This is a genomic window from Pseudomonas huaxiensis (assembly GCF_003231275.1).
Classification (GTDB): domain Bacteria; phylum Pseudomonadota; class Gammaproteobacteria; order Pseudomonadales; family Pseudomonadaceae; genus Aquipseudomonas; species Aquipseudomonas huaxiensis.
The window spans coordinates 118814-135664 of the sequence record NZ_QKVL01000001.1 but is presented as its reverse complement, the minus strand read 5'-3'; the positions used below and the strand labels follow the sequence as shown (position 1 = coordinate 135664).

13 protein-coding genes are annotated in these 16851 nt (G+C 63.8%); 11 read left to right on the top strand and 2 right to left on the bottom strand.

The features are described from left to right. Positions 1-31 precede the first annotated feature (31 nt). The 7 genes from DM374_RS00645 to DM374_RS00615 all read left to right on the top strand — a co-directional run bounded on the left by DM374_RS00645 (position 32) and on the right by DM374_RS00615 (position 8858). On the top strand, positions 32-1540 hold the full coding sequence (locus DM374_RS00645) for a sigma-54-dependent transcriptional regulator (RefSeq protein WP_110968123.1): 1509 nt from the start codon (positions 32-34) through the stop codon (positions 1538-1540). A gap of 277 nt (positions 1541-1817) precedes the next feature. Further along, a complete protein-coding gene (gene gcvH / locus DM374_RS00640) occupies positions 1818-2201 on the top strand; it encodes a glycine cleavage system protein GcvH (RefSeq protein WP_095154287.1) in 384 nt (127 codons plus the stop codon). An 11-nt stretch (positions 2202-2212) separates the two neighbouring features. Continuing rightward, positions 2213-5068 carry an aminomethyl-transferring glycine dehydrogenase gene (gcvP, locus tag DM374_RS00635; RefSeq protein WP_110968122.1) on the top strand — a complete coding sequence of 952 codons (2856 nt, stop codon included), beginning with the start codon at positions 2213-2215 and terminating at the stop codon, positions 5066-5068. Between the two features lie 119 nt (positions 5069-5187). Further along, positions 5188-6564, top strand: coding sequence for an L-serine ammonia-lyase (locus DM374_RS00630; RefSeq protein WP_110968121.1), 1377 nt, complete (start codon positions 5188-5190; stop codon positions 6562-6564). Positions 6565-6591: 27 nt separating this feature from the next. Then, positions 6592-7716 (top strand): glycine cleavage system aminomethyltransferase GcvT, encoded by a 1125-nt coding sequence (gene gcvT, locus DM374_RS00625; protein ID WP_110968120.1) that lies wholly within the window; start codon positions 6592-6594, stop codon positions 7714-7716. A 348-nt stretch (positions 7717-8064) separates the two neighbouring features. Beyond that, positions 8065-8277, top strand: a complete 213-nt coding sequence (locus DM374_RS00620) for a cold-shock protein (protein WP_010220199.1) — start codon at positions 8065-8067, stop codon at positions 8275-8277. Positions 8278-8369: 92 nt separating this feature from the next. Beyond that, positions 8370-8858 carry an RDD family protein gene (locus DM374_RS00615; RefSeq protein ID WP_110968119.1) on the top strand — a complete coding sequence of 163 codons (489 nt, stop codon included), beginning with the start codon at positions 8370-8372 and terminating at the stop codon, positions 8856-8858. Between the two features lie 140 nt (positions 8859-8998). On the opposite strand, the gene lptG is transcribed toward DM374_RS00615, so the two are convergent. Both lptG and lptF read right to left on the bottom strand, forming a co-directional pair. Next, complete coding sequence (gene lptG / locus DM374_RS00610; protein ID WP_110968118.1) at positions 8999-10060, bottom strand: LPS export ABC transporter permease LptG; 1062 nt, start codon at positions 10058-10060, stop codon at positions 8999-9001. After that, entirely contained in the window at positions 10053-11168 is a 1116-nt protein-coding gene (lptF, locus tag DM374_RS00605) for an LPS export ABC transporter permease LptF (protein WP_110968117.1), read from the bottom strand. The genes lptG and lptF overlap by 8 nt, the downstream gene beginning before the upstream one ends. Before the next feature lie 289 nt (positions 11169-11457). Between lptF and DM374_RS00600 the strand changes: the two genes are divergently transcribed. The 4 genes from DM374_RS00600 to DM374_RS00585 all read left to right on the top strand — a co-directional run bounded on the left by DM374_RS00600 (position 11458) and on the right by DM374_RS00585 (position 16784). Further along, positions 11458-12951 (top strand): leucyl aminopeptidase, encoded by a 1494-nt coding sequence (locus DM374_RS00600; protein ID WP_095154303.1) that lies wholly within the window; start codon positions 11458-11460, stop codon positions 12949-12951. A 51-nt stretch (positions 12952-13002) separates the two neighbouring features. Continuing rightward, positions 13003-13431 (top strand): DNA polymerase III subunit chi, encoded by a 429-nt coding sequence (locus DM374_RS00595; protein ID WP_095154305.1) that lies wholly within the window; start codon positions 13003-13005, stop codon positions 13429-13431. 5 nt (positions 13432-13436) lie between these two features. Then, positions 13437-13802 carry a DNA polymerase III subunit chi gene (locus DM374_RS00590; protein ID WP_095154307.1) on the top strand — a complete coding sequence of 122 codons (366 nt, stop codon included), beginning with the start codon at positions 13437-13439 and terminating at the stop codon, positions 13800-13802. A gap of 135 nt (positions 13803-13937) precedes the next feature. Then, positions 13938-16784 carry a valine--tRNA ligase gene (locus DM374_RS00585; RefSeq protein ID WP_110968116.1) on the top strand — a complete coding sequence of 949 codons (2847 nt, stop codon included), beginning with the start codon at positions 13938-13940 and terminating at the stop codon, positions 16782-16784. The last annotated feature ends 67 nt before the right edge of the window (positions 16785-16851 follow it).

Sequence of the window (16851 nt, the reverse complement as noted above, 5' to 3'; positions counted from 1 at the left end):
CGCCGCTTTCCAGCCGAACCTCTCCCACCTCATGCGCATCCATGTCAGCTTCATCGACCGCGTCGGCATCACCCAGGAAGTCCTCGCCCTGCTCGGTGCCCGCCATCTCAACCTGGATGCCGTCGAGATGGTGCCGCCGAACGTCTACATCGACGCGCCGACCCTGAGCCCCGCCGTTCTCGAAGAACTCCACGATGCCCTGCTCAACGTCCACGGCGTGCAAACCGTGCGCGTGGTCGACATCCTGCCGGGCCAGCGCCGTCACCTGCAGCTCGATGCGCTGCTGGCGGCCATGAGTGATCCGGTCCTGGCGCTGGACAGCGCCGGCCACATCCTGCTCGCCAACCCGGCGCTGATCGCGCTCTGCGGCCAGGAGCCGGCCGGACGCTCCATCGCCGAACTGTTCGACGCGCCGGGGCTGCTCGACACCCTGATCGAACAGGGTTTCCACCTGCCCATGCGTGAAGTGACGCTCAACGGCCAGACCCTGCTGCTGGACGCCACACCGATCACCGATGCCGGCGCGCTGGTCACCCTGTACCCGCCCAACCGCATCGGCGAACGCCTGTCGGCCCTGCACCACGACCACGCTGAAGGCTTCGATGCCCTGCTCGGTGACTCACCGCCCATCCGCACCCTCAAGACCCGCGCCCTGCGTGTCGCGGCGCTCGATGCGCCGTTGCTGATCCACGGCGAAACCGGCACCGGCAAGGAGCTGGTGGCGCGCGCCTGTCACGCCATCAGCAGCCGTCATGCGGCGCCGTTTCTCGCCCTGAACTGCGCAGCCTTGCCGGAGAACCTCGCCGAAAGCGAACTGTTCGGCTACGCCCCCGGCGCCTTCACCGGCGCCCAGCGCGGCGGCAAGCCGGGGCTGATGGAGCTGGCCAACCAGGGCACGGTATTTCTCGACGAAATCGGCGAGATGTCGCCGTACCTGCAAGCCAAGCTGCTGCGCTTTCTCAGCGACGGCAGTTTTCGCCGGGTCGGTGGCGACCGCGAGGTCCGCGTCAACGTGCGCATCCTCAGCGCCACCCACCGCAACCTGGAAAAGATGGTCGGCGAAGGCACCTTCCGCGAAGACCTGTTCTACCGCCTCAACGTGCTCAACCTCGAAGTCCCGCCGCTGCGCGAACGCGGCCAGGACATTCTGCTGCTGGCCCGCTACTTCATGCAGCAGGCCTGCACGCAGATCCAGCGCCCGCTTTGCCGGCTGGCCCCGACCACCTACCCGGCGCTGCTGGGCAACCGCTGGCCAGGTAACGTGCGGCAGCTGCAGAACGTGATCTTCCGCGCCGCCGCCATTAGCGAAAACAGCCTGGTGGACATCGGCGACCTGGATATCGCCGGCACCGCGGTGGCCCGCGAGCACGATGGCGAAGTCGCCAGCCTGGAACAGGCGGTGGAAGACTTCGAACGCAACCTGCTGGAAAAGCTCTACGCCAGCTACCCCTCGACGCGCCAACTGGCCAGCCGCCTGCAAACCTCCCATACCGCCATCGCCCACCGCCTGCGCAAGTACGGAATTTCCGGGAAAGCCTGAGCCCGTATCGAAAACGCTACAGCGGAACGAATTCGCTACAACCGGTAATAACCACGCCACTGCAAGGGTTTGATCCCGTTCGGCTTTTGTCCGCTAACCGCACCGTAGCGATTTCGTTACACACCACCTTGAAAACGGTCAATTAAATCCATTCAAATCGTTGTTTTTATTGGATTTTTTAATAATGGCCGCAAACTTGCTAAGGAAACTCCAGCCAGAGCCCGCGCAGCGGGCCATCACCGCATCCGGCCGCGGCAGCGGCCTCCGAGGAGTTTCCATGAGCGAGTTGCGTTTTACCGAAGATCACGAATGGCTGCGTGCCGAAGCCGACGGCAGCGTCACCGTGGGCATCACCGCCTTCGCCCAGAATGCGCTGGGTGACGTGGTCTATGTGCAACTGCCGGAACTGCAGCATTACGCCAAGGGCGCCGAAGCCTCCACCGTGGAATCGGTGAAAGCCGCCAGCGGCGTGTACATGCCACTGGACGGTGAAGTGGTCGCGGTCAATGACCAACTCGACGCCAGCCCTGAACTGGTCAACGAAGACCCACTGGGCGAAGGCTGGTTCTTCCGCTTCATCCCGGCCGACGCCGGCGCCATCGCGCAACTGCTCGACCAGGACGCCTACGACCGCCTGCTCAACGCCAACGCCGACGCCTGAGGAAATCCGCCATGACCATCAACCTCGGCACCGCCAACGAATTCATCGCCCGCCACATCGGCCCGCGCCAGGCCGATGAGCAGCACATGCTCGCCACCCTCGGCTTCGACTCGCTGGACGCCATGAGCGCCGCAGTCATCCCCGACAGCATCAAGGGCACCAGCGTGCTGGAACTGGGCGAAGGGCAAAGCGAGGCCGACGCCCTCGCCGCACTGAAAGCCATCGCCGGCCAGAACCAACTGTTCAAGAGCTACATCGGCCAGGGCTACTACAACTGCCACACCCCGGCCCCGATCCTGCGCAACCTGCTGGAAAACCCGGCCTGGTACACCGCCTACACCCCGTACCAGCCTGAAATTTCCCAAGGCCGTCTGGAAGCGCTGCTGAACTTCCAGACCCTGATCAGCGACCTCACCGGCCTGCCGATCGCCAACGCCTCGCTGCTCGACGAAGCCACCGCCGCCGCCGAAGCCATGACCTTCTGCAAGCGCCTGAGCAAGAACAAGAGCAGCCACGCCTTCTTCGCCTCCGTGCACTGCCATCCGCAAACCCTCGACGTCCTGCGTACCCGCGCCGAGCCATTGGGTATCGAAGTGGTCGTGGGCGATGAACGCGAACTGACCGACGTCAGCCGCTTCTTCGGCGCCGTGCTGCAATACCCGGCGAGTAACGGTGAAGTCTTCGATTACCGCGAACTGGTGGAACGCTTCCACGCCGCCAACGCCCTGGTCGCGGTCGCCGCCGATCTGCTGGCCCTGACCCTGCTGACCCCGCCGGGTGAATTCGGCGCCGACGTCGCCATCGGCAGCGCCCAGCGCTTCGGTGTTCCGCTGGGCTTCGGTGGCCCGCACGCCGCCTACTTCTCCACACGCGATGCGTTCAAGCGCGACATGCCGGGCCGTCTGGTCGGCGTGTCCATCGACCGCTTCGGCAAGACTGCCCTGCGTCTGGCCATGCAGACCCGCGAGCAACATATCCGCCGCGAGAAAGCCACCAGCAACATCTGCACCGCACAAGTGCTGCTGGCCAATATCGCCAGCATGTACGCCGTCTACCACGGTCCGCAGGGCCTGAAGCAGATCGCCGCGCGCACCCACCACCTGACCGCGATCCTCAAGGCCGGCCTGTCCGCCCTGGGCGTCGCCGTCGAGACCGGCAGCTTCTTCGACACCCTGACCCTGGCCACCGGCAACGCCACCGCCGACCTGCACCAACAGGCCAGCGTGCAAGGCGTCAACCTGCGCCAGATCGACAGCACCCGCCTCGGCCTGTCGCTGGACGAAACCAGCGGCCAGGCTGACGTCGAAGCCCTGTGGGCACTGTTCGCCAACGGCCAGGCCGTCCCGGACTTCGCCACCCTCGCCGCCAGCACCACCGCGCAACTGCCGGCCAGCCTGCTGCGCCAATCGGCGATCCTCGAACACCCGGTGTTCAACCGCTACCACAGCGAAACCGAGCTGATGCGCTACCTGCGCAAACTGGCCGACAAGGACCTGGCGCTGGACCGCACCATGATCCCGCTGGGCTCCTGCACCATGAAGCTCAACGCCGCCAGCGAAATGATCCCGGTGACCTGGGCCGAGTTCGGCAACCTGCACCCGTTCGCCCCCGCCGCGCAAAGCCAGGGCTACCTGCAACTGACCTCGGAACTGGAAGCGATGCTCTGCGCCGCCACCGGCTACGACGCGGTGTCGCTGCAACCGAACGCCGGCTCCCAGGGTGAATACGCCGGCCTGCTGGCCATCCGCGCCTACCACCAGAGCCGTGGCGATGACCGCCGCGACATCTGCCTGATCCCGTCCTCGGCCCACGGCACCAACCCGGCCACCGCCCACATGGCCGGTATGCGCGTGGTCGTGACCGCCTGCGACGCCCGCGGCAACGTCGATATCGACGACTTGCGCGCCAAGGCCCTGGAGCACCGCGAAAACCTCGCCGCGCTGATGATCACCTACCCGTCGACCCACGGCGTGTTCGAAGAAGCCATCGGCGAAATCTGCGCGATCATTCATGACAACGGCGGCCAGGTGTACATCGACGGCGCCAACATGAACGCCATGGTCGGCCTCTGTGCACCGGGCAAGTTCGGCGGCGACGTCTCGCACCTGAACCTGCACAAGACCTTCTGCATTCCGCACGGTGGTGGCGGTCCGGGCGTCGGCCCGATCGGCGTCAAGTCGCACCTGGCACCGTTCCTGCCGGGTCACGCGCACATGGAAAACAAGCAGGGCGCGGTCTGCGCGGCGCCGTTCGGCAGCGCCAGCATCCTGCCGATCACCTGGATGTACATCCGCATGATGGGTGGCGCCGGCCTCAAGCGCGCTTCGCAGATGGCGATCCTCAACGCCAACTACATCGCCCGCCGCCTGGAAGAGCACTATCCTGTGTTGTACACCGGCAGCAACGGGCTGGTAGCGCACGAATGCATCCTCGACCTGCGCCCGCTGAAGGAAACCAGCGGCATCAGCGTCGATGACGTGGCCAAGCGCCTGATCGACTTCGGCTTCCACGCCCCGACCATGTCCTTCCCGGTCGCCGGTACGCTGATGATCGAACCGACCGAAAGCGAGTCCAAAGAAGAACTGGATCGTTTCTGTGAAGCGATGATCCGCATCCGCGAAGAAATCCGCGCGGTGGAAAACGGCAGCCTGGACAAGGACGACAACCCGCTGAAAAACGCCCCGCACACCGCCGCCGAACTGGCCGGTGAATGGCCACACGGCTACAGCCGCGAACAGGCGGTGTACCCGCTGCCGTCGCTGGTGGAAGGCAAGTACTGGCCGCCGGTGGGTCGTGTGGACAACGTCTTCGGTGACCGCAATCTGGTTTGCGCGTGTCCGTCGATCGAGAGCTATCAAGAGGTCTGAGTTCGCTCAATGGCCTCATCGCCGGCAAGCCGGCTCCCGCAGGGTCCGTGGTGCACACAATACCTGTGGGAGCTGGCTTGCCAGCGATGAGCCAATCCATTCACTGCGGAGGAAGCCTGATGTCCCTAAGCGTCTTCGACCTGTTCAAGATCGGCATCGGCCCCTCCAGCTCTCACACCGTCGGACCGATGCGCGCCGCCGCGCGCTTCGCCGAAGGATTGCGGCGTGACGGCCTGCTGGCCGACACCCACAGCGTCAAGGTCGAGCTCTACGGCTCGCTCGGCGCCACCGGCAAAGGCCACGGCAGCGACAAGGCTGTGCTCCTCGGCCTGGAAGGCGAACACCCCGACACGGTCGACACCGAAAGTATCCCCGCCCGCCTGCAGGCCATCCGCAGCAGCGGTCAACTCAGCCTGCTCGGCGAGCAGCGCATCGACTTCCACGAAAAACAGCACCTGGCGATGATCCGCAAACCGCTGGATTTCCATCCCAACGGCATGATCTTCCGCGCCTTCGATGGCGCCGGCCTGCAGATCCGCAGCCGCGAGTACTACTCGGTGGGCGGTGGCTTCGTGGTCGATGAGGATGCCGCCGGCGCCGACCGTATCGTCGAGGACCAGACCCCGCTGCCCTACCCGTTCAAGACCGCCCGGGAATTGCTCGCCCATTGCACCGCGCACCAGCTCTCGATCAGCCAGGTGATGCTGGCCAACGAGGCCGCCTGGCGCCCGGAAAGCGAAACCCGCGAAGGGCTGTTGAAAATCTGGCAGGTGATGCAGGACTGCGTCACTGCGGGTTGCCGCAACGAAGGCATCCTGCCCGGTGGACTGAAGGTCAAGCGCCGTGCCGCCGCGCTGTACCGGCAACTCTGCGCCAACCCCGAGGCGAGCCTGCGTGATGCCCTGTCGGTACTGGACTGGGTCAACCTCTATGCCCTCGCGGTAAACGAAGAAAACGCCTTCGGCGGGCGAGTAGTCACCGCCCCGACCAATGGCGCCGCCGGCATCGTCCCGGCGGTGCTGCATTACTACATGCGCTTCATCACGGGCGCCAGCGACGACGGCGTGGTGCGCTTCCTCCTCACCGCCGCCGCCATCGGCATCCTTTATAAAGAAAACGCCTCGATCTCCGGCGCCGAAGTCGGCTGCCAGGGCGAAGTGGGCGTGGCCTGTTCGATGGCCGCCGGCGCCTTGTGCGAGGTCATGGGCGGCAGCGTGCAGCAGGTCGAGAACGCGGCTGAAATCGGCATGGAACACAACCTGGGCCTGACCTGCGACCCCATCGGCGGTCTGGTCCAGGTGCCCTGCATCGAGCGCAACGCCATGGGCTCGGTGAAGGCGATCAACGCGGTGCGCATGGCCTTGCGCGGTGACGGGCAGCACTTCGTGTCACTCGACAAGGTCATCCGCACCATGCGCCAGACCGGCGCCGACATGAAAAGCAAATACAAGGAGACCGCTCGCGGCGGTCTGGCCGTCAACATCATCGAATGCTGACATCCCTTTGAAACCCAGGAGTCATACATGTCCACCGAAACACTGCTGAAAACCCCGCTGCACGCCCTGCACCTGGAACTGGGCGCGCGCATGGTGCCGTTCGCCGGCTATGACATGCCGGTTCAGTACCCGTTGGGCGTCATGAAGGAACACCTGCACACCCGCGAGCAGGCCGGCCTGTTCGACGTCTCGCACATGGGCCAGATCCGCCTGCTCGGCGCCAATGCCGCCAAGGCTCTGGAAAGCCTGGTGCCGGTGGACATCATCGACCTGCCGGTGGGCATGCAGCGCTACGCCATGTTCACCAACGAACAAGGCGGCATCCTCGACGACCTGATGGTCGCCAACCTCGGCAACGACGAGCTGTTCCTGGTGGTCAACGCCGCCTGCAAGGATCAGGACCTGGCCCACCTGCGCAAGCACATCGGCGCGCAGTGCGAGATCCAGCCGCTGTTCGAAGAACGCGCGCTGCTGGCCCTGCAAGGTCCGGCCGCGGTCAAGGTGCTGGAGCGCCTGGCGCCGCAGGTGGCAAGCATGACTTTCATGCAGTTCGCCCGCGTGCAACTGCTGGGCGAAGACTGCTTCGTCAGCCGCTCCGGCTACACCGGTGAAGACGGCTTCGAGATTTCCGTACCGGCGGACAAGGCCGAAGCCCTGGCCCGCCGTCTGCTGAGCGAGCCAGAAGTGGCAGCCATCGGTCTGGGCGCGCGCGACTCGCTGCGCCTCGAAGCCGGTCTGTGCCTGTACGGTCACGACATGAACAGCGAAACCACGCCAGTCGAAGCCAGCCTGCTCTGGGCCGTTTCCAAGGTCCGTCGCGCCGAGGGTGCGCGGGCTGGTGGTTTCCCGGGTGCCGAATCGATCTTCGCCCAGCAGCAGTCCGGTGTCGCACGCAAGCGGGTTGGCCTGCTGCCACAGGAACGCACGCCAGTACGTGAAGACGCCGAAATCGTCGACGAAGCCGGCAACGTCATCGGTCGTGTGTGCAGCGGCGGTTTCGGTCCGACCCTCGGCGCGCCTGTCGCCATGGGCTACCTGGACAACGCGCATACCGCACTGGATACACCCGTCTGGGCAATCGTGCGCGGCAAGCGTGTGGCGATGAAAGTCAGCAAGATGCCGTTCGTTGCACAGCGTTATTACCGCGGCTGATTGGCGAGGACAAAAAGTGTCATCGTGCGTTCGGGATATTCGATTTCGAACGCACCGCCAAACTTTCGAACATGAGGTCGGCAGCGCCCCGAAAAGAGGCCGTAAAAAACTGCCAAAAGTTGCCCAGAAGCCCTAAAAGCAGGGGCCTGCGGGGCTTGTTTTTTTCGAGAGAGTTAGCGTAGAGTCACTGCACTGTGTTTGCGTGGGTCGCATAGTTCGTGACCTGGACAGTAGCCTGAGATTCGCTACAACCCGTTCGACGTCTCTTACTTTCCTGCAACCCAGCCCAGTACTCTTTCATTCTGAAAGAAGCTGTTATTAATTCTAAGTTTCAAAGGAAATAAGACAATGTCCCAACGTCAGAGCGGTACCGTCAAGTGGTTTAACGACGAGAAAGGTTTTGGTTTCATCACTCCTGAAAGCGGTCCGGATCTGTTCGTACACTTCCGCGCTATTCAAGGTAACGGCTTCAAAAGCCTGAAAGAAGGCCAGAAAGTCACCTTCATCGCCGTGCAGGGCCAAAAAGGCATGCAGGCTGACGAAGTTATCGCGGAAGCCTGATTCCCGATAAAAGCCCCTGCTGGCAACAGCAGGGGCTTTTTTGTGCCCGCAATTCCGTAGAATGGGCGTTTTTGCGCAAGGAGCCTTACCGCATGCCCAAGCAAATGCTTCAACCTCAGGGCGAGTTTCCCGTAGCCGGACTGGGCCGTCGGCTGGCTGCAATGTTCTATGACTTCCTGCTGTGTACCGCCTTGTTGATGGTCACCACCCTCGTCTACAAGATGATCCAGATGTTCATCATCGGTGAAACCCAAATGCGCACGATGACCGAAGCCGGCGCCCTGGACGGCGATCCACTGCTGTCCACCGTGTTGCTGTTCGTGCTGTTCGGCTTCTTCGCCAAATTCTGGACCCACGGCGGCCAGACCCTGGGCATGCAGGTCTGGGGCGTTCGGGTGCAGAATACCGACGGTTCTGCCATCGGGCTCTGGCAGGCGCTGCTGCGCTTCGTGGTGTCGATCGCGTCCTGGTTGTGCCTGGGCCTGGGTTTCTTCTGGGTACTGATCGACAAGCGCAAGCGAAGCTGGCACGACATCTACTCGGAAACCCAGCTGGTACGGGTCCCGAAACGCAAGAAGTGAGGCACAAAAAAGCCGACCCCATGGGAGCGATGCCAGTCAGTTAACCCTCTTCGCGAGCAAGCTCGCGATGGGCCTCAACTGATTCAACTGCCTGGCATTGCTCCGTGGGGGTCGGCTTTTTCTTGTCCGGGGAAAGCTCGTCAGCCAGCCCGGCGTAACAGCCACACGCCAGCCAGCGCGCAAACCCCTGCCGGCAACAGCACTGCCAGCAGCGGCGGGAAGCCGAACACCTGGCTCGACGGCCCCAGCAGGTCTTGGGCAATGCGGAACACGAAGCCCACCAGCACGCCGGTGAACACTCGCTGGCCCAGAGTTACCGAGCGCAGCGGGCCGAAGATGAAGGAAATCGCCATCAACACCAGCGCCGCGGTCACCAGCGGCTGCAGCACCTTGGTCCAGAACGCCAGCCAGTAGCGATCATTGTTCAGGCCCTGGTCCGACAGGTAGTGGATGTAGTCCCACAGCCCGGTGATCGACAGCGATTCCGGCGCCAGCACCACGGTGCTCAGCAATTGCGGGGTCAGGGCAACATCCCAGCGCTCTTCGGCGCTCTTCACCACTTCGGTGTGGTCGCCGCGGAACATCGTGCTGGTCACGTCGGTGAGCTGCCAGTGGTCTTCCTGGTACTGCGCCTTGCGGGCAAAGCTGGAGGACAGCAGGTGACGCTCATTATCGAAGTGATAGCGGGTCACACCCAGCAGCAGGCCGTTGGGCTGCACGGTGTTGATGTGAACGAATTCCTCGCCCTGGCGGTGCCACAACCCGCGCTTGGAACTCTGCGCATCACCGCCACCTTGTGCCAGCGAGCGCTCGGCCTGGGCCTTGTTCTCGGTAACAGGCGCCAGGTACTCGCCGATCAGCACGCCGGCCAGCATCAGCACCAGCATCGGCTTCATCACCGCCCAGACGATACGACCGATGGAGACGCCCGCCGCACGCATGATGGTCAGTTCGCTGTTGCTGGCCAGGCTGCCGAGGCCGATCAGGCACCCGATCAGGCCCGCCATCGGCAGCATGTCGTAGAGGCGGCGCGGCGCGGTCAGGACCACGAAGCTGCTGGCGTCCAGAAGGGTGTAGGTATCGCTGATGTCGCCCATCTCGTCGATGAAGGCGAACAGCGACGCCAGGCCGAGAATGATCCCGAGCACGGCGAGGATCGCCATGAACACGCTTTTGCCGATGTAGCCGTCGAGTTTACGCACGGGCCACCTCCGCACGACGCGAGCGCATCTTCAGGCGCAGCGGTTCCCAGTACATCAGCCCCAGGCCGATCAGCAGGAACAGCCCGTGCACCGGCCACAGGCCCAGGGCGATCGGCATCTTGCCTTTCTCCAGGGCTCCACGGGCGGCAATCAGAATCGTCAGGTAAGCCATATACAGAAGAATCGCCGGCAACAGCTTGAGGAAACGGCCCTGCCGCGGGTTGGCCCGGGAAAGGGGTACCGCCATCAGGGTCACGATAAACACCAGCAGCGGCAGCGACAGGCGCCACTGCAACTCTGCCCGCTCGCGCAGGGCATCGCTCTTGAACAGCTCGGAGGTCGGGATCGCCTCACGCTCGGTGATGTCCGAGCTGACTTCCGGCTTGGGCAGCAGCACGCCATAGGTGTCGTACTTGATCGCGCGGTAGTCGGCCTGGCCCGGGTTACCGTCGTAGCGGTAGCCGTTTTCCAGGATCAGGTAGCGATTGCCGTCGGCCTGCACTTCCTGACGGCCCTTCTCGGCCACCAGCACGCTGATGCCACGGTCCTTGGTCTTGTCCTGGGAGAAGCGCTTCTCGGAAATGAACACACCGCCCAGTTTCACGCGGTCGTCGGAGAGTTGCTCGGTATAGGTCACCCGCGTCCCGTCACGCAGCGTCTGGAAACGTCCCGGCACCAGGGTGTCGAACTCGGTCAGGGCATCTTGCTGGTTGATGATCTGCGCCACCTGGGTAACGCCCTGAGGGGCGAGACTCAGACTCAGCCAGGCCACCAGCAGCGCAATCAGCGCGGCCGGTGCCATGGTCATGGCCAGCAGACGCTGCTGGCTCATGCCGGTGGCGGAAAGCACGGTCATCTCGCTTTCCAGGTACAGCCGCCCGTAGGCCAACAGAATGCCAAGGAACAGCCCCAGCGGCAGGATCAACTGCAGGAAACCGGGAAGCCGGTAGCCCATGATCATGAACAGCACGCCCGGGTCGAGCATGCCCTGCGCGGCCTGGGCCAGGTATTTGATGAAGCGCCCGCTCATGATGATGACCAACAGCACGGCGCTGACGGCACTCAAGGTCACAAGGACCTCGCGGGACAGATAACGGAAGACGATCAAACCAGCCACTCCTGGGTTGTCAGGCTCGGACAGCCGAACAAGGAAAACGTTGCAACCAAGATAGTTGCCGGTCCGCAAGACGGACCCGGACAGTGAAGTCGGCGCATTATCCTGTGATTGACCGTGCCTGTCACTTCGCGCCGCGCGATGCTTGAAAACGGGGTTGTCACGGGCGCCGCGCCGGGCTCAAACTGGCGGCTTTATGTCTGGCCCGCCGCCGCGCCGCCAGGCTGCTTCGAGCGCTCGCAGAGAATTGCGTGCACTGACCGTTCATTCCGGGGACCCTGACATGGAATTGGTTGTAAAAAGCGTAGCCGCAACATCCTTGAAAACCGCCACCCTGGTACTGGGTGTAGGCGAAGGCCGCAAGCTGGGCGCCCACGCAAAGTCCGTCGATGAAGCCAGCAATGGCGCCCTGAGCACCCTGCTCAAGCGCGGCGACCTGGCCGGCAAGGTCGGCCAGACCCTGCTCCTGCAAAGCCTGCCCGGCGTGAAGGCCGAGCGCGTTCTGCTGGTCGGCACCGGCAAGGACGACGCGCTGAGCGATCGTAGCTGGCGCAAGCTGGTCAACAGCGTGCTTAACGTTCTCAAGGGCCTGGGCGGCAGCGATGCGGTGCTGGCGCTGGACGAAGTCGCCGTCAACGGCCGCGACGCCCACTACGGCAAGGCCCGCCTGCTGGCGGAAACCCTGCTCGATGGCGAATACGTCTTCGACCGCTTCAAGAGCCAGAAAGCCGAACCCCGCGCCCTGAAAAAAATCACCCTGCTCATCGACAAGGCCGGTCTGGCCGACACCGAGCGCGCGGTCAAGCACGCCACCGCCATCGCCAGCGGCATGCGCCTGACCCGCGACCTGGGCAACCTGCCGCCGAACCTGTGCCACCCAAGCTACCTGGCCGAAGAAGCGAAGAACCTCGGCAAGGCCTTCAAGAGCCTCAAGGTCGAAGTCCTCGACGAGAAGAAGATCAAGGACCTCGGCATGGGCGCGTTCTACGCCGTCGGCCAGGGCAGCGACCAGCCGCCACGGCTGATCGTCCTCAACTACCAGGGCGCGAAGAAAAGCGAGAAGCCGTTCGTGCTGGTAGGCAAGGGCATCACCTTCGACACCGGTGGCATCAGCCTCAAGCCCGGTGCCGGCATGGATGAAATGAAGTACGACATGTGCGGTGCCGCCAGCGTCTTCGGCACCCTGCGTGCCGTCCTCGAACTGCAACTGCCGATCAACCTGGTGTGCCTGCTGGCCTGCGCCGAGAACATGCCGAGCGGCGGTGCCACCCGTCCTGGCGACATCGTGACCACGATGAGCGGCCAGACCGTGGAAATCCTCAACACCGACGCCGAAGGCCGTCTGGTGCTGTGCGATACCCTGACCTACGCCGAGCGCTTCAAGCCGCAGGCGGTGATCGACATCGCCACCCTGACCGGCGCCTGCATCGTCGCCCTGGGCAGCCACACTTCCGGTCTCATGGGCAACAACGACGAACTGGTGGAGCAACTGCTCAGCGCCGGCAAGCGTGCCGATGACCGTGCATGGCAACTGCCGCTGTTCGACGAGTACCAGGAGCAACTGGACAGTCCGTTCGCCGACATCGCCAACATTGGCGGTCCAAAGGCCGGCACCATCACCGCAGGCTGCTTCCTGTCGCGCTTCGCCAAGGCCTACAACTGGGCGCACCTGGACATCGCCGGCACCGCCTGGATCAGCGGCGGCAAGGACAAGGGCGCCACTGGCCGTCCGGTCCCGCTGCTGACCCAGTACCTGCTCGACCGCGCCAACGCCTGATGCGCAGCCGACCGGTCGCGCCTTCGGGCGTGACCGGTTGGCAACACAGCCATGAGCCAAGTCGATTTCTACATCCTGCCCAGTCCCTCGCCTGCCGTGCGCCTGGATTTCGCCTGCAAACTCTGCGAGAAAGCCTGGCGGCTGGGGCACCGGGTCTATCTGAATTGCAGCGACGCCGCCCAGCGCGACGAACTCGACGCCCGCCTGTGGGCGTTCAAGGGCGAAGCCTTCGTGCCCCACAGCCTCGCCGAGGAAGATGCCGCGGCCGCAGTGGCGCTGGGAATCGGCGACGACCCCGGTGAGCACCAGGACCTGCTGGTCAACCTTGACCTGAAAGTCCCGCCGTTCGCCTCGCGCTTTGCCCGGATCGCCGAGATCGTGGTCGAGGACCCGGCCATCCGCCAGGCGACCCGAGAGAGTTTCCGTTTCTACCGCGAACAGGGCTATGCTCTGCAAGACCACCGCTTACCGCGATTCTGACGACGATGGACAAACGCCCTCCCTTGCCCCAATCCGCCCACCTGCTGGATGACCTGGAATCGATCAGGCAACTGTTGGGTGATGACACCCTGCAACCGCCGCTGCTGACCGAAACCGTGGAAGAACAGATACCGCTGTTGCTCGAACCGGCCGAAGAACTCGCGCCGCCGGCACCTGCTGCACCGGTGAACGAGCCCGACCCGCAGGCCCGCCGCCAGGACACCCTGCTGCACCTGGATGCCGAGCTACGCGCCGCCGCCCAGTTGATCATGCAGGACGTGATCGACGACTTCGCCCCGCACATTGAAAACGAGATCAAGCGCCGCCTCGACGCCCGCCTCGAACGCCTGCTGAACCAGCAACCCTCCTGATCCCTGCGCAGTTGCGGACAGAGACGACACCCGTCCGCAACCGCGCACGTCCTGCTTGTAGCTTGTCGCTTGAAGCCTGCAGCTTGGTTATACTTCCCGGCTTTCCCGAATAAATGCCATAGGGTCCCCCCGCGCATGGATAAGACCTACCAGCCGCACGCCATCGAAACTTCCTGGTACAACACCTGGGAGTCCGAGAACTACTTCGCCCCGCAAGGCGCAGGCGAGTCGTACACCATCATGATCCCGCCGCCGAACGTCACCGGCAGCCTGCACATGGGTCATGGCTTCAACAACGCGATCATGGACGCCCTGATCCGTTTCCGTCGCATGCAGGGCCGCAACACCCTCTGGCAGCCCGGGACCGACCACGCCGGCATCGCCACGCAGATGCTGGTCGAGCGTCAACTTGAAGCCAAAGGCCAGAATCGCCACGACCTGGGCCGGGAAAAATTCCTCGACAAGGTCTGGGAATGGAAGGAACAGTCCGGTGGCAATATCAGCCGGCAGATCCGCCGCCTGGGTTCTTCCGTGGACTGGAGCCGCGAGCGCTTCACCATGGACGACGGCCTGTCCGATGCGGTCAAGGAAGCCTTCGTGCGCCTGCATGAAGACGGCCTGATCTACCGCGGCAAGCGCCTCGTCAACTGGGACACCAAGCTGCACACCGCGATCTCCGACCTCGAAGTGGAAAACCACGACGAGAAAGGCCATCTGTGGAACCTGCGCTACCCGCTGGCCGATGGCGCCAAGACTGCCGAAGGCAATGACTACCTGATCGTCGCCACCACGCGTCCGGAAACCATGCTCGGCGACGCCGCCGTGGCGGTGAACCCGAACGACGAGCGCTATCAGGCACTGATCGGCAAGTTCGTCGAACTGCCGCTGATCGGCCGCCGCATCCCGATCATCGCCGACGACTACTGCGACCCCGAGTTCGGTACCGGCTGCGTGAAGATCACCCCGGCCCACGACTTCAACGACTATGAAGTCGGCAAGCGCCACAGCCTGCCGCTGCTGAACATCTTCGACAAGAACGCCGTCGTCCTGGCAGCCGCCCAGGTGTTCAACCTCGACGGCAGCGTCAACGAAACCGTCGACGCCACCCTGCCTGCCCAGTACGCCGGTCTCGACCGCTTCGTCGCGCGCAAGCAGATCGTCGCCGACTTCGACGCCCTGGGCCTGCTGGTCAGCGTCGACGACCACGCTCTGAAAGTGCCGAAGGGCGACCGCTCCGGCACCATCATCGAGCCGTGGCTGACCGACCAGTGGTACGTTTCCACCAAGCCGCTGGCCGAACCGGCCATCGCCGCCGTGGAAGACGGACGCATCCAGTTCGTGCCCAAGCAGTACGAAAACATGTACTTCTCCTGGATGCGTGACATCCAGGATTGGTGCATCAGCCGTCAACTGTGGTGGGGCCACCGCATTCCGGCCTGGTACGACGAGTCCGGCAAGGTCTACGTCGGCCGCAGCGAAGAAGAAGTGCGGGCCAAGAACAACCTCGGTGCCGACGTGGTCCTGAACCAGGACAACGACGTCCTCGACACCTGGTTCAGTTCCGGCCTGTGGACCTTCTCCACCCTGGGCTGGCCGCAGCAGACCGAATTCCTCAAGACCTTCCACTCCACCGACGTGCTGGTCACTGGCTTCGACATCATTTTCTTCTGGGTCGCCCGGATGATCATGCTGACCATGCACCTGGTTAAGAACGAGGACGGCACGCCGCAGGTTCCGTTCAAGACGGTCTACGTCCATGGCCTGGTCCGCGACGGCCAGGGCCAGAAGATGTCCAAGTCCAAGGGCAACGTCCTTGACCCGCTGGACATCGTCGACGGCATCACCCTCGACGAACTGCTGGAGAAACGCACCAGCGGCCTGATGCAACCCAAGCTGGCCGAGAAGATCGCCAAGCAGACCAAGGCCGAGTTCCCGGAAGGCATCGCCAGCTACGGCACCGACGCCCTGCGCTTCACCTTCTGCTCGCTGGCGTCCACCGGTCGCGACATCAAGTTCGACATGGGCCGCGTCGAGGGCTACCGCAACTTCTGCAACAAGATCTGGAACGCCGCCCGCTACGTGCTGGACAAGGGCGAGGACTGCGGCCAGAACGGCGAAGCCTACGAGCTGTCGCTGGCGGACCGCTGGATCATCTCGCAACTGCAGCGCACCGAAGCCGAAGTGACCCGCCAACTGGAGCAGTTCCGCTTCGACCTGGCGGCCCAGGCGCTCTACGAGTTCATCTGGAACCAGTATTGCGACTGGTACCTGGAGCTGTCCAAGCCGGTCCTGTGGGACGAAAACGCCCCGGTCGAACGTGCCCGCGGCACCCGTCGCACCCTGGTGCGGGTCCTGGAAGTGGCGCTGCGCCTGGCCCATCCGTTCATGCCGTTCATCACCGAAGAAATCTGGCAGCGCCTGGCGCCGCTGGCCGGCATCGACGGCAAGACCATCATGCTGCAGCCATGGCCTGAGGCGAACGAAAGCCGCATCGACGCCGCCGCCGAAAGCGACATCGAGTGGGTCAAGGAGCTGATGCTGGGTGTGCGTAACATCCGTGGCGAAATGAACATCGGCCCTGGCAAGCCACTGCAACTGTTCCTGAAAAACGCCAGCGCTGAAGACCAGCGCCGCCTGAGCGAAAACGAAGCGCTGCTGAGGAAGCTGGCGAAGATCGAATCGTTCACCGTGCTCGGCGAGCAGGACGAAGCGCCGCTCAGCGCTACCGCGCTGGTGGGCGACCTGCAAGTGCTGGTACCGATGGCTGGCCTGATCGACAAGGACGCCGAGCTGGCGCGCCTGAACAAGGAAATCCAGCGTCTGCAAGGCGAAGTCCAGCGTGTCGGCGGCAAGCTGTCCAACGCCGCCTTCGTTGACAAGGCTCCGCCTGCCGTCATCGACAAGGAGCGCGCCAAGCTGGCCGAAGCCGAACAGGCCCTGGCCAACTTCACCGAGCAGCACGCGCGGATTGCCGCCTTGTAAAGCGACGCAGACCTTGGTGGGAGCTGGCTTGCCAGCGATGACGTCGGTGAGTTCACTACCGTAATCG

Excerpts from the sequence above, each read along its gene's own strand:
- DM374_RS00585 (WP_110968116.1), top strand. The coding sequence starts at position 13,938 with ATGGATAAGACCTACCAGCCGCACGCCATCGAAACTTCCTGGTACAAC.
- DM374_RS00630 (WP_110968121.1), top strand. The coding sequence starts at position 5,188 with ATGTCCCTAAGCGTCTTCGACCTGTTCAAGATCGGCATCGGCCCCTCC.
- DM374_RS00645 (WP_110968123.1), top strand. The coding sequence starts at position 32 with ATGCGCATCCATGTCAGCTTCATCGACCGCGTCGGCATCACCCAGGAA.
- DM374_RS00620 (WP_010220199.1), top strand. The coding sequence starts at position 8,065 with ATGTCCCAACGTCAGAGCGGTACCGTCAAGTGGTTTAACGACGAGAAA.
- DM374_RS00595 (WP_095154305.1), top strand. The coding sequence starts at position 13,003 with ATGAGCCAAGTCGATTTCTACATCCTGCCCAGTCCCTCGCCTGCCGTG.
- gcvT (WP_110968120.1), top strand. The coding sequence starts at position 6,592 with ATGTCCACCGAAACACTGCTGAAAACCCCGCTGCACGCCCTGCACCTG.
- DM374_RS00590 (WP_095154307.1), top strand. The coding sequence starts at position 13,437 with ATGGACAAACGCCCTCCCTTGCCCCAATCCGCCCACCTGCTGGATGAC.
- DM374_RS00600 (WP_095154303.1), top strand. The coding sequence starts at position 11,458 with ATGGAATTGGTTGTAAAAAGCGTAGCCGCAACATCCTTGAAAACCGCC.
- DM374_RS00615 (WP_110968119.1), top strand. The coding sequence starts at position 8,370 with ATGCCCAAGCAAATGCTTCAACCTCAGGGCGAGTTTCCCGTAGCCGGA.
- gcvH (WP_095154287.1), top strand. The coding sequence starts at position 1,818 with ATGAGCGAGTTGCGTTTTACCGAAGATCACGAATGGCTGCGTGCCGAA.
- gcvP (WP_110968122.1), top strand. The coding sequence starts at position 2,213 with ATGACCATCAACCTCGGCACCGCCAACGAATTCATCGCCCGCCACATC.